Raw genomic sequence first — 13710 nt, forward strand, 5'->3', positions numbered from 1 at the left:
ATACGGCGGGCTCCGCCGCGCCTACTCGACCAGCGGTGACGTCAGCGGGCGCGCTGCGGGCGACGTGCCACGAGCAGCGCGCCGAGGGCGAGCACCCCGAGCCCGACGACGCCGAGCGCGACGGCGGACCCGTCGACACCCGTCTCGGGGAGGGTCGGCGCGCCGCCGGCGGGGACCGCCGCGGTGCCGATCGTCACGGTCTGCTGGAGCGCGTTGAGACCGGTCGCGGCGTCCCACGTTCCGACGTTCGCGAGCTGGATCGCGAAGCGCGGGTCATCCGCGGTGGCCTCGTCCGCCGACGGCAGCGCGAGCGACGCGGTGTACGTGCCGGCCGGGATGCCGTCGAGCGACGCGGTGATCGTGGAGGTCGTGCCGGGCAGCCAGGTGCGGGCGTCGCCGTTCGAGAACGGCACCTCGAACCGGCCGGCCGCGCCCTCGAGCACGAGATACGCGGAGCGCGGCGTGTAGGGGGCGGCCCAGCCGTCGTTGCGCACATCGACCGACACGGTGGTCGCGCCCGCCGCATCCGCCTGCACGGTGCTGCTCGTCGCGACGAAGCGGTAGCCGAGGCGCATCGCGGTCTCGTCGATGCCGGCCTGACCCCAGCTGTCGAGCACGTCCTGGTTGTAGTCGCGGTTGAGGTAGCTGTAGTGGTAGCGCGCGAGTTCCGCGGAGGCGCTCGGCCACTCCGAGCGCGGCGGGTTCACGTTGCAGGTCTCGCCGCCGACCGGCACGTAGAGGCTGTCGGCCTCGAGGTACTGCTGGTCGAGCTCGATCGGGTCGGAGAGGAAGGTGCCCCAGTCGTCGGGCGCGGCGAGCAGGCAGTCGTTGTGGTGACCGATGCGGGCGATGTCGCTCTCGGTGTACGCCTGCGCCGGGTCGATGGCGCCCTCGGCGCCGGTCGGCACGTCGAGGGTGCGCTGCTTGGTGAGCATGGTGCGCACCTGCACCGAGCGGTCCGTCGGCAGCGCATCGAGCAACGCCTGCACGACCGCGGCCCGGTTCGCCCAGTCCTCGTCGGTGACGACGCCGGGGTTCGCCGGGTCGGCGACGAAGTGGTCGGTGTAGTAGCCCTCGCCCCACAGCCCGATGAACCCGTTCTGCACGACGGGGATGACATCCGAGTTGGCGCGCAGGATGGGGGTGAGCTGCTCGATGTGCGCGAGCACGACCTCGAGCGGCGCGTCGCCGTAGGGCGGCTCGTACGGCCAGGCGCCGCCCTGCACGTACGCGAACCGTGTGATCACGGAGACGCCGGCCGCGCGGGCGGTGTCGTAGTCCGCCTGCACGAGGGCGAGGAACTCCGGGTCGAGGGTCGGGGTCGCGGCGAACTTCTCGAGGTAGAACACCCGCAGGATCTGCGTGATGCCCTCCTCGCGGAAGCCCTCGAGCGTCGCCTGGTCCAGCGGCACATAGCCCGAGTTGTCGGCACGGTAGTGCGTCTCGGTGTGGTGGTAGAACCCGCGCTGCGGGTTGGCGATGATCGCGTCGCTCGCCTCGTACGTCACCGTCGTGGATGTCGCGGGGGCGGCGACCGCGGGGGCGGCGGCGCCGAGCGCGACGAGTCCGGCGACGGCCGCCGCGGTCAGGGGCAGGGTGGATCTCGACTTCATTGTGGGTCTCCGTATCCGAACAGGGAGGGGCTACTTCAGTCCGCTCGACGCGAGTCCGTCGATGACGCGGCGCTGCAGGACGATGAACATGATGAGCACCGGCGCCATGGCGAGCAGACTCGCAGCCATCACGACGGGGTAGTCGGTCGTGCGGTCGCCGATGAGCGTCGCGAGACCGGCGGAGAGCGGCATCCGGTCGCTGAAGGTCGTCACGACGAGCGGCCACAGCAGCTCGTTCCACGACCACAGCACGGTCGTGATCGCGAGCACGCTGATCGTGGGTCGCGCGAGCGGCAGCATCACCTTCCAGAAGATCTGGAACGGGTTGGCGCCGTCGAGGCGCGCCGCCTCCTCCAACTCGTTCGGCATCGCGAGGAACGCCGTGCGCATGAGGAACGTGCCGAAGGCGCTGAAGAGGCCCGGCAGCACGAGACCGCCGAGGCTGTCGAGCAGGCCGAGTCCCTGCACGATCTGGTACTGCGACAGCAGGTACACCTGCGAGGGCACCATGAGGATCGACAGCACCAGCGCGAGCATGATCGCCCGACCGCGGAACCGCATCCGGGCGAAGGCGTAGCCGGCGAGGGTGCAGAACAGGATCTGCGCGAGCGTGCGGATGGTCGTGATGAGCACCGAGGTCTGCAGCTGATCGAGGAAGGGCAGCCGGTCGAACACCTCGGCGTAGTTGCCCCACTGCAGTTCGGCGGGCCAGAACACCGGGGTCACGCTCTGCACCTCGGCGTTGGTGGAGAGCGACATGATGATCTGCCACACGAACGGGAACGCCATGATCACGCCGCCGGTCGCGAGCACGATGTGCGCCACCACGTGGGAGCCGCCGCGTCGGCGGGCGGATCGGCGCGCCGACGCGCGCGTCGCCCGTCCGATCGCGGCGGTGGCACGCGGCTGCTGCGCGGTGAGCGGCACGTCGACCGGACGCACGGCGGTGATGTTGTCGCTCATGCCTGCACCCATCTCTTCTGCAACCGGAACTGCAGCGCCGTGACCAGGCCGATGATGAGGAACACGAACATGGCGATCGCGGCGGCGTAGCCCTTGTCGTTGCTCACGAAGCCCTCGCGGTAGAAGAAGTAGACGAGCGACATGCTGCGCGGCAGCACGGGGTTGCTGCTGCCGAGGATCGCGTAGAGCAGGTCGAACAGCTGGAAGCTCGAGATGACCGTCACGATCGTGACGAAGAAGATGCTCGGGGTGAGCAGCGGCACGGTGACCGACCGGAACTGCCGCCACCGGGTGGCGCCGTCGAGCTCCGCCGCTTCGTAGAGCTCCGGCGGGATGTTCTTGAGCCCGGCTGCGAGCACGATCATCGAGAACCCGAGCGACGACCACAGCCCCACGATCGCCACGGCCACGAGGGCCGCGCCGGGCGTGCTGATCCAGTACGGCCCCTCGATCCCGACGAGACCCAGTCCGTAGTTGAGCAGCCCGAAGTCACCGTTGAAGATCACCCGCCACACCATCGCCACCGCCGTGGGCATCGCGACGTAGGGCAGGAAGAACAGCACGCGGTACAGCGCGGCGAAGCGCAGACCGGGGAGGTTCAGCAGACTCGCGAGATAGACGGCGAGCGGGATGCCGAGCAGCACGATCGCCGTGTAGAGCAGCGTGTTCCCCAGCGAGAGGTACAGCGCCGGGTCCGCGAAGAGCTCGAGGTAGTTCTGGATGCCCGCGAAGGTCCAGCCGCCGAAGGCGCCCCAGTCGGTGAGCGAGTAGAACGCGGTCTGCAGGATGGGCCAGAAGTAGAACACCGCGACGCCGAGCAGCAGGGGGCCGACGAACAGCACGGGCCAGAGCCCGTCACGGCCGCGCCCCTCCTCGGAGGGGGCGCCGCCTCCGGCCCGCCCCGCCCGGCCCCGAGGGGCGCGAGGGGACGAGCCGAGCGGAGGGGAGACGGTCGCCATCGGGTCACTCCTCGGCGAGCGCCGCGTTCATCTGCTCCGCGAGTTCGGCCGTCACCTCGTCGACGGGACGCTCCCCCGAGAACGCCTGCGGCAGCAGCTCCGTCTCGAAGGCGTTCCACGCCGCGGAGTTCGAGCTCACCGGCAGGGGCTGCGAGTACTCGAGCGCGTCGAGGAACACCTGCAGGTTCGCGTCGGGCAGCGATTCGGTGAAGGCGCCCTGGGTTCCGTCGAAGGCCGGGATGATCGCGCCGGCGTCGCCCTGCATCTGCTGCGCCTCCTCGCTAGCGAGGAACACCTGGAACGCCTGTGCGGCCTGCTTGTTCTTCGACGCCGCGGAGACGACGTTCGACACGCCGTGGATGACCGACGCCTTCTGCTCGCCTTCCGGCAGCGGCAGCACCGTCACATCGGCGGCGAGCTCGGTGTCGGTGAGCGCGGAGCGGAACCAGCTGCCGCCCCAGTACATCGCCGCCTTGCCGGAGGTGAACCACTGGTCGCCGGTCGTGTCGGTCAGCTGCTGGATGGTGGGCGAAGCGCCGCTCGCGATGAGGTCGGTCCAGAACTGGATGCCGGCCTGCGCCTCCGGGGTGTCGTACGCCGACGTGCCGTCGTCGATCACGGCGCCGCCGGCCTGGAAGATGGTGTTGTAGTACGTGGTCTGACCGTCCATGCCGCCGGCTGCACCGTAGATGCCCTGGCCGCCCAGCGCATCCGAGATCGCGGATGCGGTCGACTGGAATTCCTCCCAGGTCCAGTCGCCCTCGGGCAGGGCCACTCCGGCCTGCTCGAAGAGCGCGCGGTTCGCCCAGATGGCGATCGTGTCGAAGTCCTTCGGCACGCCGTACTGCACGTCGTCGACGTTGTAGAGGTCGACGAGCGCCTCCGGGTAGTTCGCGAGATCGAGGTCGCCGGCGTCGACGGCGCCGGTGATCGGCTCGAGCTGACCGTTCGAGCCGTAGAGGCCGATGTTGGGGCCGTTCATCCAGAACACGTCGGGGAGGGTGTCGCTCGATGCCTGCGTCTGCAGCTTCGTCCAGTACTCGCCGTACGGGGTGACGTTCACGTTCACCTCGATGTTCGGGTAGATCTCGTTGAACGCCTCGATGTTCTCCTCGATCGCGGGCACCTGGTTCTGATCCCAGAGGCCGTAGGTGATCTTCGCGGAGAGGTCCTCCTCCGGCGCGGAGTACTCCGACGAGCCGCCGCCGGCGTTTCCGCCGCTGCAGCCGCTGAGGATGACGGCGAACGCGGCGGTCGCCGCGGTGGCCACGAGCGCGCGTCGGGTGCGCGCGAAGGGCGAGGTGCTGGTCATGATGTCCTTCCGGGAATGTGATTCGTGGAGACTCGGGAGAAGTGCTCGAGCACGTGAGCCGGCAGCTCCGGCACGTCGAGGGGGCGTGATCCGTCGCGCAGCGAGGCGGCGGCGAGCGCACCCGCCGCGACGGCTTCGCGGGCGGCGATGGGCGAGACGACCGTCGGCGCTCCGTCGACGACGTGGTCGAGGAACTCGCGCATCGTCAGCAGGTCCGCGTCGGCGTGACCGCTCGCGACACCTTCGATGGGGTACTCGCGGTCGCCCTCGACCTGCCATTCGTGGCGGCGGTTCCACACCTTCACGACGCCGCCCGCGGTGTCGCCGACGTTCTCGAGGCGCCCCTCGGTGCCGATCACGGTGTAGTTGCGCCAGTAGTCGGGCGTGAAATGGCACTGCTGGTAGCTCGCGAGCACGCCGTTGTCGAGGGTCATCATCATCATCGACACGTCTTCGACGTCGACCACGGGGTTGAGGCCGGTCTGCGCGAGGGGCGGCCAGTTGTCCATCGAGAACCAGTCCGGCATGGTCTCGCCGCGGCGGTCGCGCCGGTCGGTGATGCCGCCGTAGATCATGAGGTCGCCCATCCCGACGACGCGCCGCGTGTAGCCGGAGGCGAGGTAGTGCACCACGTCGATGTCGTGGCTCGCCTTCTGCAGCAGGAGCGTGCCGGTCTTCGAGCGGTCGGCGTGCCAGTCCTTGAAGTAGTAGTCGCCGCCGTTGCCGACGAAGTGCCGCACCCAGACGGCCTTCACCTCGCCGATCTCGCCGCGTTCGATGACCTCGCGCATGGTGCGCACGACGGCGGAGTGCCTGAAGTTGTGTCCGACGTAGAGCGGGGTGCCGGTCTCCGCGGCGGTGGTGAGCACGCGGTCGGCGCTCTCGAGCGTGATCGCGAGCGGCTTCTCGAGGTAGACGGCGATGCCGGCTTCGAGCAGGGCGACCGCGATCGCCTCGTGCGTGTGGTCGGGGGTCGTGACGATCGCCGCGTCGATGCCGCCGGCCGCGATGAGGTCGTCGAGGCTCGAGTGGATGACGGCGTCGGGGTGGGCGGTGCGGGCCCGCGCGCGTCCGATCTCGTCCGTGTCGACGATCGCCGTGATGCGGGCACCGGGCCGCGCCTCGGGCACGTGCTCGGCGATGTAGCTGCGAGCACCCGCGCCGATGACGGCGACCGAGAGGTCGGTCGTCGGGGCGGATCCCGTTCCGGACGTCGTCATCGTGCGGCCGGCCACGTCGTCGTGCATGCCGCCATCCTGCAGCACGTGAGCGGATTTGTCACGTGCGGGGTCGAAATGAGCATGTCCAGACAGTAATCGCTCACGGCAAGCATGCGGAACGGTGCGGCGAAACGTTTACGAACCCGAAACACGGCCGATCCGCCGAGAGAGGTCGTCCCGCTCGCGCGGCGCGGCCGCGGGACGGCTCGGCTCAGGCGTTTCGGGCGACGACGACCTCGACACCTGCGGCGGCGAGGTCGGCGGCCATCTCCCGCGAGGGCTCCAGGTCGGTGACGAGCACGTCGACCCGGCTGAGTGGGCAGATGCGGGCGAACGTCGTGCGCCCGAGTTTCGTCGAGTCGGCGGCGATGACGATGCGGCGCGCGACGGCCGCGATCTCTCGGCTCGCGTCGGCTTCCCCCTCGTGCACGGTCGTCGCCCCGAAGGCCGCGCTCAGACCGTCGACGCCGAGCACCGCGGTGTCGATGCTGAAGTCGCGCAACGACGCGCCGACGAGGGGACCCACCAGTTCGTAGGACTGGCGGCGCGGCACACCGCCGGTGACGACGATCTTGACGTGCTCACGCACCGACATCTCGTAGGCGATGTTGAGCGCGTTCGTCACGATCGTCACACCCGGCACGTCGGACCCGACATGCAGCCGCTCGCTGCGACCGAGCATCCGTGCCACTTCGCTCGTGGTGGTGCCCCCGTTGAGTCCGACCGACTCGCCCGGCGCCACGAGATCGGCGACGGCCCGCGCGATCGCGAGTTTCGCGTCGGCCTGCCGCGCGATCTTGTACTGCAGCGGCAGTTCGTAGCCGGAACCGAGGGCGGATGCGCCGCCGTGTGTGCGCGTGACGAGCCGCTGCTCGGCGAGGGTGTTGAGGTCGCGGCGCACCGTCGCGGTCGACACCCCGAGCGCATCGCTCACGTCGGCGATCGACACGTTGCCACGTTCGCTCACGAGTTCGAGCACCACGTTCAGGCGCTGTTGCGGGGTCATCTCCTGTGCCGGCCCTTCGATTCGCCTCATCTTGACACACCCGGTCTTGCGGTGGCGTGATCGATTCTGATCGAATACCACCAGGTGGCAACAAAAACGCTTGTCACGGTTCACCCCCGATGGAAAGAAGCCGATGCCCTCCACCTTCGTCGACGCAGAGATCGCCTCCCAGCCCCAGGTGTGGCGCCAGGCGGGCGCACTCGCCCGCGAGGTCGCCGACTCGCTGCCCGCACCCGGCGAGCGCGTGGCCGTCGTCGGCTGCGGCACCAGCTGGTTCATCGCCATGTCGTACGCCGTGCTGCGCGAGCAGGCCGGTCACGGGGTGACCGACGCCTTCGCGGGAAGCGAGTACCCCACCACCCGCGAGTACGACCGCGTCGTCGCCATCTCCCGCTCGGGCACCACGACCGAGATCGTCGACCTGCTCCACGCGCTCGACGGGCGCGCGACCACCCTGATCACGGCGGTGCCCGACTCCCCCGCCGCCGACGCGGCGGCCACCACGATCGCCCTGCCGTTCGCCGACGAGCAGTCGGTCGTGCAGACCCGTTTCGCCACGTCCGGCCTCACCCTCCTGCGCGCACACCTCGGCGCCGACGTCGAGGAGCTCGCACGCCAGGCCGAGGTCGCCCTCGAGATCCCGGTCGACGAGTTCGTCTCGGCCGACCAGTGCACCTTCGTCGGCACCGGGTGGGCCGTCGGCCTCACGTTCGAGGCCGCCCTCAAGACGCGGGAGGCCGCCCAGTTCTGGTCGGAGTCCTACCCGGCCATGGACTACCGCCACGGTCCCATCGCCATCGCCCAGCCCGGTCGCCTCGTCTGGAGCCTCGGCCCCGCGCCCGTCGGACTCGACGGCGAGGTCGCCCAGACCGGCGCGACCTTCGTCTCGCACGACCTCGACCCGCAGGCCGGCCTCATCGTCGCGCAGCGTTTCGCCGTCGCGCTCGCGAAGGCGCGCGGCCTCGACCCCGACCACCCGCGTTCGCTCACCCGCTCCGTCATCCTGACGTGACCGGCGGGCCGACCGCATCCGCTGCCGACTCCCTCATCGGGGTCGACGTCGGCGGCACGACGATCAAGGCCGTGCGGGTCGACCGCGCGGGAGTGATCGTCGCGGAGCAACGAGCACTCACCCCCAAGCCGGACCCGTCGGGCGAGCTCGTAGCCGGGGCCGTCGGCGACGTGGTCGAGGCGCTCGGCGGCCACGGCGGACGCGCCGTCGGAGTGGTCGTGCCCGGCATCGTCGACGAGACGCGCGGCGTCGCCGTGCTCTCGGCGAACGTCGGCTTCCGCGAAGCGCCGGTGCGCGCGCTGCTCGAGCGCCGCCTCGGTACGACCGTCGCCTTCGGGCAGGACGTGCGCTCGGGGGCGATCGCCGAAGCACGCACCGGCGCCGGTCGCGATGTGGATGGAACCCTCGCCTTCGTCGCCGTCGGCACCGGCGTCGCCGCCGCCCTGCTGCTCGAGGGCCGCGCCATCGTCTCGGGCGGCTGGGCCGGGGAGATCGGTCAGCTCGTGCTCACTTCGGGACCGCACGCCGGCAGCCGGGTCGAGCACATCGCCTCGGCGTCGGCCACAGCGCGACGCGCGGGCGAACCGGACGCCCTCGCCGTCGCCCGCCGCGTCGCCTCGGGAGACTCCGCGGCGACCGCGGTCTGGCAGACGACCGTCGAGGTGCTCGGCGAGAGCCTCGCAGGCATCGCCGCCTCCCTCGCCCCGACGCGGATCATCATCGGCGGGGGCCTGGGTCAGGCCGGCGATCTGCTGCTCGAACCGCTGCGTGACGACCTGGCGCGTCGGCTCGAGGGCCTGCGAGTGCCCGAGCTCGTCGCCGCGACCCACGGCGACGTCGCGGCCGCGCTCGGTGCGGCGTTCCTCGCGCGCGACGCCGAGCACAGGACACCCGCCGACCCCGGGCCCACACACTCATGAGCAGCGACGTCGTGATCGCGGCATCGCGACTCGTCGACGGCACGGGTTCCGACGGTCCGGGCTGGCTGCGGGTGCGCGACGGCGTCATCGTCGAGCGTGGGCAGGGAGAGCCGACCGGCGACGTGACGACCCGGCTGGGCGCCGTCGTGCCGGGCTTCCTCGACATGCACGTGCACGGCGCTCTCGGCGTCGACTTCGGCGCGCTCGGGGCGGATCCTGCTCCGGCGATCGCCGCGCATGCCCGACGAGGCAGCACCACCCTCGTCGCGTCCCTCGCAACCGGCCCCCTCACCGCGACCGCCGACCGCCTGCGCGAGCTTGCGCCGATCGTGCACCAGGGCGGGCTCGCCGGTCTGCACCTGGAGGGCCCGTTCCTCTCCTCCGCACGCGCCGGCGCTCACGACCGGTCCCTGCTGCGGGCACCCGAGCGCGCCGACCTCGACGCGCTCCTCACGGCGGCGGACGGCACGATCGCGATGGTCACGCTCGCGCCGGAGCTTCCCGGCGCGTTCGAGGCGATCGCGCATCTCGTTGACGGCGGGGTCGTCGTGGCCCTCGGTCACACCGACGCCTCCGCGGACGAGGTCCGTCGCGCCATCGACGCGGGCGCGACCGTGATCACCCACCTCTTCAACGGGATGCCGCCCCTGCACCACCGGCATCCGGGTCTCGCGGGCGTGGCGCTCACCGACGAACGGGTCACGGTCGAGCTCATCGCCGACGGCCACCACGTCGACGACGTCGTCATCGACCTCACCCGCCGTGCCGCGGGCGGCCGGCTGGCCCTCGTCTCCGACGCGATGTCGGCGACCGGGCTCGGGGACGGGCGCTACGACCTCGCGGGATCGATCGTCGACGTGCACGACGGGATCGCCGAACTCGCCGACGGGTCATCGCTCGCGGGCAGCACGACGCCGGTCGGCGACGCCGTCGCCCGGCTGCTGCGACGGGGCATCGACCTCGCCGAGGTCGTCTCGGTCACGAGCGCGGCGCCGGCACGCGCGCTCGATCGCCCCGGCCACGCCCTCGCCGTCGGCTCCCCCGCCGACCTGGTGGAGATCGTCGACGGCGCGGTCGCGCGCGTGCTGCGCGGGGGCGCGCTCGTCGCCTGAGCACCGTTCCCTGAGCCCGTCGAAGGGGACGGCCGCACGACCCGCTTCGACAGGCTCAGCGGCCGACCCGTTCCCTGAGCCCGTCGAAGGGGACCGCCGCACGACCCGCTTCGACAGGCTCAGCGGGCGAGGGACTCAGCGACCGTCACGCTCAGCGGGCGCGGGCCACCCGGCCCTCGTCCCACACCGGCTCGTCGGACTCGTACACCCGGCCGTCCTCGCCGAACACGAGGAACCGGTCGAACGAGCGCGCGAACCAGCGATCGTGCGTCACCGCCATGACGGTGCCCTCGAACCGTTCGAGCGCATCCTGCAGGGCCTCCGCCGACACGAGGTCGAGGTTGTCCGTCGGCTCGTCGAGCAGCAGGAGCGTGGCCCCGCTCAGCTCGAGAAGCAGGATCTGGAACCGCGCCTGCTGGCCGCCGGAGAGCGACTCGAAGTCCTGCGCCGCCGCCCCGACGAGTCCGTACCGGTCGAGGGCACGACTGGCCTCCCCACGGGGCATGCCGGCACGGGCGTCGTCTCCGCGAAAGAGGATGTCGAGCAGCGAGCGCCCGATGAGCGACGGATGCTCGTGGGCCTGGGCGAACCAGCCGGGCACGACCCGCGCGCCGAGCTTCGCGACGCCCTCGTGCCGCACCGGCGTGAGTTCCGCGCCGACCGAGGTGAGGTGACCGGCGGCCGGGTCGGGGTCGCTCCCGCCGAGCGCGAGCAGCCGCAGGAAGTGCGACTTGCCCGATCCGTTCGACCCGAGCACGGCGACCCGCTCCCCGAACCACACCTCGAGGTCGAACGGCGCCATCAGGCCGCTCAATTCGAGCTGCTCGCAGACGACGACCTTCTTGCCCGTGCGGGATCCGCGCAACCGCAGATTGAGGTCCTGGTCGAGCGGACGCTCCTGCGGGGGACCCGCCTCCTCGAAGCGCCGGAGCCGGGTGAGCGCGGCCTGGTACCGCGAGGCGAACCCGTCGTTGGCGGCCGCCTTGACCTTCATCGTCGCGACGAGCTGCTTGATCTTCGCGTGCTGTTCGTCCCAGCGCCGCTTGAGCTCGTCGAGCCGCTCCATCCGCTCGTCGCGGGCGCGGTGGTAGCTCGCGAACCCGCCTCCGTGCACCCACACGGTGTTGCCGGCCCCGCCGAGCTCGAGCGTGATGATGCGGTCGGCGGCGCGCGCGAGGAGCTCTCGGTCGTGGCTCACGAGCAGCACGGTCTTCGGCGTGGCGCGCAGCGCCTCCTCGAGCCACCGTTTCGCCGGCACGTCGAGGTAGTTGTCGGGCTCGTCGAGCAGCAGCACCTCGTCCGGGCCGCGCAGCAGCGCCTCGAGCACGAGCCGCTTCTGCTCTCCCCCGCTCAGCGTGTTCACCTCGCGGTACTGCGCCCGGTCGAACGGCACGCCGAGCGCCGCGACCGTGCACTGGTCCCACACCGTCTCGTGCTCGTAACCGCCCGCATCCGAATATTCGGCGATGGCCGACGCGTAGGCGAGCTGCGTGTCGAGCTCGTCCCGCTCGATGAGCGCGGATTCCGCGGCGTCGAGCGCGCGGGCGGCATTCCGGATGCGCGGGGGCGCCACGGAGACGAGCAGCTCGCGCACGGTCGTCGAGTCGCGCACGTGACCGACGAACTGGTCCATGACGCCGAGGCCCCCGTCGAGGGCGACGGAGCCGGAATCGGGCGCCACCTCGCCGCGGATGATGCGCAGCAGGGTGGACTTGCCTGCGCCGTTCGCGCCGATGAGCGCCGACGTGGTGCCCTCCCCGACGCGGAACGAGACCTCGTCGAGCAGCGGGCGCCCGTCAGGTAGCGAGAGCGAGACGTTCATGACGTCGATGTAGCCCATGGGGATGTACTTCCGTTCGCGGCCCCGTGCGGGGGCTCGCGCCTCGGGCGAGCCGACCAGGCTACAGGCCTACGCCCCGGAAAGTCGAATCCCTTTCGCCCCGCCTTTCGGCGGGCGGATGCGCTCAGCCGCGGTAGTTCGGCGCCTCGACGACCATCTGGATGTCGTGCGGGTGCGACTCCTTGAGCCCCGCGGCGGTGATGCGCACGAAGCGACCCTTCACGCGCAACTCCGGGATCGTGCGGGCGCCGGTGTAGAACATCGACTGCCGCAGTCCGCCGAGCAGCTGGTACACGACCGAGCCGACGGGACCGCGGTAGGGCACCTGCCCCTCGATGCCCTCGGCGATGAGCTGCTCGTCGCTCGGCACATCCGCCTGGAAGTAGCGGTCGCGCGAGTAGGAGGTCTTCTTGCCGCGGGTCTGCAGGGCGCCGAGCGACCCCATGCCGCGGTAGCTCTTGAACTGCTTGCCGTTCACGTAGCGCAGCTCGCCGGGGCTCTCGTCGGTGCCGGCGAGGAGCGATCCGAGCATGACGGTCTCGGCACCGGCGACGAGCGCCTTCGCGATGTCGCCCGAGTACTGCAGGCCGCCGTCGGCGATCACGGGCACGTCGAACTCGCGGGCGGCGAGTGCCGCCTCGTACACCGCGGTCACCTGCGGCACACCCACCCCGGCGACGACGCGCGTGGTGCAGATCGAGCCCGGGCCGACGCCGACCTTGATGGCGTCGGCGCCCGCCTCGGCGAGCGCGCGCGCGCCCGAACGGGTGGCGACGTTGCCGCCGATCACGTCGATCGCGTCGAAGGCGGAGTCGGACTTGATGCGGCGGATGATGTCGAGCACGCCGGCCGAGTCGCCGTTGGCGGTGTCGACGACGATGATGTCGACACCCGCGTCGCGCAGCGCGCCGGCACGCTCCCACGCGTCACCGAAGAAGCCGATCGCGGCACCGACACGCAGCCGGCCCTCGGCGTCCTTCGTCGCGTTCGGGTACTTCTCGGTCTTCTCGAAGTCCTTGACGGTGATGAGCCCGCGCAGCCGGCCCCGGTCGTCGACGAGCGGGAGCTTCTCGATCTTGTGCTGGGCGAAGATGGCGACCGCGCCGTCCGGGTCGATGCCTTCGGGTGCGGTGATGAGCGGCGTCTTCGTCATGACGTCGCGCACGAGCGTCGTGGACTTCTCGAACGGCGAGACGAAACGCATGTCGCGGTTGGTGATGATGCCCACGAGGGTGCCGTCGTCCTCGACGACCGGGAGTCCAGAGACGCGGAACTGGCCGCACAGCGCGTCGACCTCGGCGACCGTGGCATCCGGCGTCGTCGTGACCGGGTTGGTGATCATCCCGGACTCGCTGCGCTTGACCTTGTCGACGTGCGCCGCCTGGTCGTCGATCGACAGGTTGCGGTGCAGCACCCCGAGTCCGCCGTGCCGGGCCATGGCGATCGCCATGCGCGACTCGGTGACGGTGTCCATCGCACTCGAGATGAGCGGCGCGCTCACCGAGACGCGCTTGCTGAGGCGCGAACTGGTGTCGGCCTCGCTCGGAATGACATCGGTGTGCCCGGGCAGGAGCATGACGTCGTCGTAGGTGAGTCCGATGAATCCGAACGGATCGGGCTGGTCCATGAGTCCCCTCGCAGATGCGGAATGAAGTCAGGCCGGATGCGACATCGGATACCGGTAATCCATGTTAACCGTTTAGGCGCCCAGGCATTCCGCGGTCATAATGAGCGGGCGGTTCGGTGCGCACGC

General features: G+C 70.8%; 11 protein-coding genes. 3 read left to right on the forward strand and 8 right to left on the reverse strand.

The annotated features are described in order from the left end of the window. Positions 1 to 41: 41 nt before the first annotated feature. The 6 genes from CLV46_RS13605 to CLV46_RS13630 all read right to left on the reverse strand — a co-directional run bounded on the left by CLV46_RS13605 (position 42) and on the right by CLV46_RS13630 (position 7073). On the reverse strand, positions 42 to 1613 hold the full coding sequence (locus tag CLV46_RS13605) for a DUF4832 domain-containing protein (protein WP_100366063.1): 1572 nt from the start codon (positions 1611 to 1613) through the stop codon (positions 42 to 44). A gap of 30 nt (positions 1614 to 1643) precedes the next feature. Continuing rightward, positions 1644 to 2576: a carbohydrate ABC transporter permease gene (locus tag CLV46_RS13610; protein WP_100365279.1), complete on the reverse strand. Its 933-nt coding sequence runs from the start codon at positions 2574 to 2576 to the stop codon at positions 1644 to 1646. Then, on the reverse strand, positions 2573 to 3535 hold the full coding sequence (locus CLV46_RS13615; protein ID WP_100365280.1) for a carbohydrate ABC transporter permease: 963 nt from the start codon (positions 3533 to 3535) through the stop codon (positions 2573 to 2575). The genes CLV46_RS13610 and CLV46_RS13615 overlap by 4 nt, the downstream gene beginning before the upstream one ends. 4 nt (positions 3536 to 3539) lie before the next feature. Beyond that, positions 3540 to 4847 (reverse strand): ABC transporter substrate-binding protein, encoded by a 1308-nt coding sequence (locus CLV46_RS13620; RefSeq protein ID WP_100365281.1) that lies wholly within the window; start codon positions 4845 to 4847, stop codon positions 3540 to 3542. Next, the gene (locus CLV46_RS13625) at positions 4844 to 6067 is read right to left on the reverse strand and encodes a Gfo/Idh/MocA family protein (protein ID WP_100366064.1); all 1224 of its coding nucleotides are present in this window, start codon (positions 6065 to 6067) and stop codon (positions 4844 to 4846) included. Before CLV46_RS13625 ends, CLV46_RS13620 begins: the two co-directional genes overlap by 4 nt. A gap of 211 nt (positions 6068 to 6278) precedes the next feature. Further along, a complete protein-coding gene (locus CLV46_RS13630) occupies positions 6279 to 7073 on the reverse strand; it encodes a DeoR/GlpR family DNA-binding transcription regulator (protein WP_100365282.1) in 795 nt (264 codons plus the stop codon). Between the two features lie 133 nt (positions 7074 to 7206). Between CLV46_RS13630 and CLV46_RS13635 the strand changes: the two genes are divergently transcribed. The 3 genes from CLV46_RS13635 to CLV46_RS13645 are packed head-to-tail and all read left to right on the forward strand — an operon-like array spanning position 7207 to position 10117. Then, entirely contained in the window at positions 7207 to 8085 is an 879-nt protein-coding gene (locus CLV46_RS13635) for an SIS domain-containing protein (RefSeq protein ID WP_100365283.1), read from the forward strand. Further along, positions 8082 to 9005 (forward strand): ROK family protein, encoded by a 924-nt coding sequence (locus CLV46_RS13640; RefSeq protein WP_100365284.1) that lies wholly within the window; start codon positions 8082 to 8084, stop codon positions 9003 to 9005. The genes CLV46_RS13635 and CLV46_RS13640 overlap by 4 nt, the downstream gene beginning before the upstream one ends. Then, positions 9002 to 10117, forward strand: coding sequence for an N-acetylglucosamine-6-phosphate deacetylase (locus CLV46_RS13645; RefSeq protein WP_100365285.1), 1116 nt, complete (start codon positions 9002 to 9004; stop codon positions 10115 to 10117). The genes CLV46_RS13640 and CLV46_RS13645 overlap by 4 nt, the downstream gene beginning before the upstream one ends. Positions 10118 to 10268: 151 nt before the next feature. On the opposite strand, the gene CLV46_RS13650 is transcribed toward CLV46_RS13645, so the two are convergent. Next, positions 10269 to 11957 carry an ABC-F family ATP-binding cassette domain-containing protein gene (locus tag CLV46_RS13650; RefSeq protein ID WP_100365286.1) on the reverse strand — a complete coding sequence of 563 codons (1689 nt, stop codon included), beginning with the start codon at positions 11955 to 11957 and terminating at the stop codon, positions 10269 to 10271. A gap of 124 nt (positions 11958 to 12081) precedes the next feature. Next, positions 12082 to 13584, reverse strand: a complete 1503-nt coding sequence (gene guaB, locus CLV46_RS13655) for an IMP dehydrogenase (RefSeq protein WP_100365287.1) — start codon at positions 13582 to 13584, stop codon at positions 12082 to 12084. Positions 13585 to 13710: the final 126 nt, after the last annotated feature.

It is taken from the genome of Diaminobutyricimonas aerilata, from assembly GCF_002797715.1.
In the GTDB taxonomy this organism is placed as follows: Bacteria; Actinomycetota; Actinomycetes; order Actinomycetales; family Microbacteriaceae; genus Diaminobutyricimonas; species Diaminobutyricimonas aerilata.

What these genes read in the sequence shown, in the direction of transcription:
- CLV46_RS13605 (WP_100366063.1), bottom strand. Translation starts at nt 1,613, where the DNA reads ATGAAGTCGAGATCCACCCTGCCCCTGACCGCGGCGGCCGTCGCCGGA.
- CLV46_RS13610 (WP_100365279.1), bottom strand. Translation starts at nt 2,576, where the DNA reads ATGAGCGACAACATCACCGCCGTGCGTCCGGTCGACGTGCCGCTCACC.
- CLV46_RS13615 (WP_100365280.1), bottom strand. Translation starts at nt 3,535, where the DNA reads ATGGCGACCGTCTCCCCTCCGCTCGGCTCGTCCCCTCGCGCCCCTCGG.
- CLV46_RS13620 (WP_100365281.1), bottom strand. Translation starts at nt 4,847, where the DNA reads ATGACCAGCACCTCGCCCTTCGCGCGCACCCGACGCGCGCTCGTGGCC.
- CLV46_RS13625 (WP_100366064.1), bottom strand. Translation starts at nt 6,067, where the DNA reads ATGACGACGTCCGGAACGGGATCCGCCCCGACGACCGACCTCTCGGTC.
- CLV46_RS13630 (WP_100365282.1), bottom strand. Translation starts at nt 7,073, where the DNA reads ATGACCCCGCAACAGCGCCTGAACGTGGTGCTCGAACTCGTGAGCGAA.
- CLV46_RS13635 (WP_100365283.1), top strand. Translation starts at nt 7,207, where the DNA reads ATGCCCTCCACCTTCGTCGACGCAGAGATCGCCTCCCAGCCCCAGGTG.
- CLV46_RS13645 (WP_100365285.1), top strand. Translation starts at nt 9,002, where the DNA reads ATGAGCAGCGACGTCGTGATCGCGGCATCGCGACTCGTCGACGGCACG.
- CLV46_RS13650 (WP_100365286.1), bottom strand. Translation starts at nt 11,957, where the DNA reads ATGGGCTACATCGACGTCATGAACGTCTCGCTCTCGCTACCTGACGGG.
- guaB (WP_100365287.1), bottom strand. Translation starts at nt 13,584, where the DNA reads ATGGACCAGCCCGATCCGTTCGGATTCATCGGACTCACCTACGACGAC.